This is a genomic window from Celeribacter sp. ULVN23_4 (assembly GCF_054788345.1).
Map to the genome: position 1 here is coordinate 1 of NZ_JBTVYO010000030.1, position 338 is coordinate 338.

General features: G+C 52.7%; 1 protein-coding gene. It reads left to right on the forward strand.

What is annotated here, in order from left to right; translation table 11 throughout:
- Positions 1–207: hypothetical protein (locus tag ACYBHZ_RS19340; protein ID WP_460275951.1), on the forward strand; the 207-nt coding region annotated here is incomplete at its 5' end.
- Positions 208–338: the final 131 nt, after the last annotated feature.

A 338-nucleotide genomic window follows, 5' to 3' on the forward strand; every position in this document is an offset into this window, starting at 1 on the left:
AAAAACCGCTTGCGGGTTCCGGGGAGTAACACTAAAACCCCCTTCACCGGCGGCGCTGAGGCGCACGGCGGGGCGGATCGGACGGCTGGAACGAAGGTTTCGGTGGGAAGAGAGGCAAAAATTTTGAGGCAGATCTGGGCGGGCGCGCCGCAAGTTAGGGCGCACTGGTCTGGTTTTTGTCTCTTGCTCTTTGAAATTGATATATGAACGAAGAGATATGTGGGCGGTTTGGTCTTAACGACAAGAACGTCTGTATATCGCACTCTTAGGAGCCCTTGGGGTTTTGATGATAGAGTGTCAGCTTCACTGTTTGTCGGTCTTCGGTATCTTTTGGTACT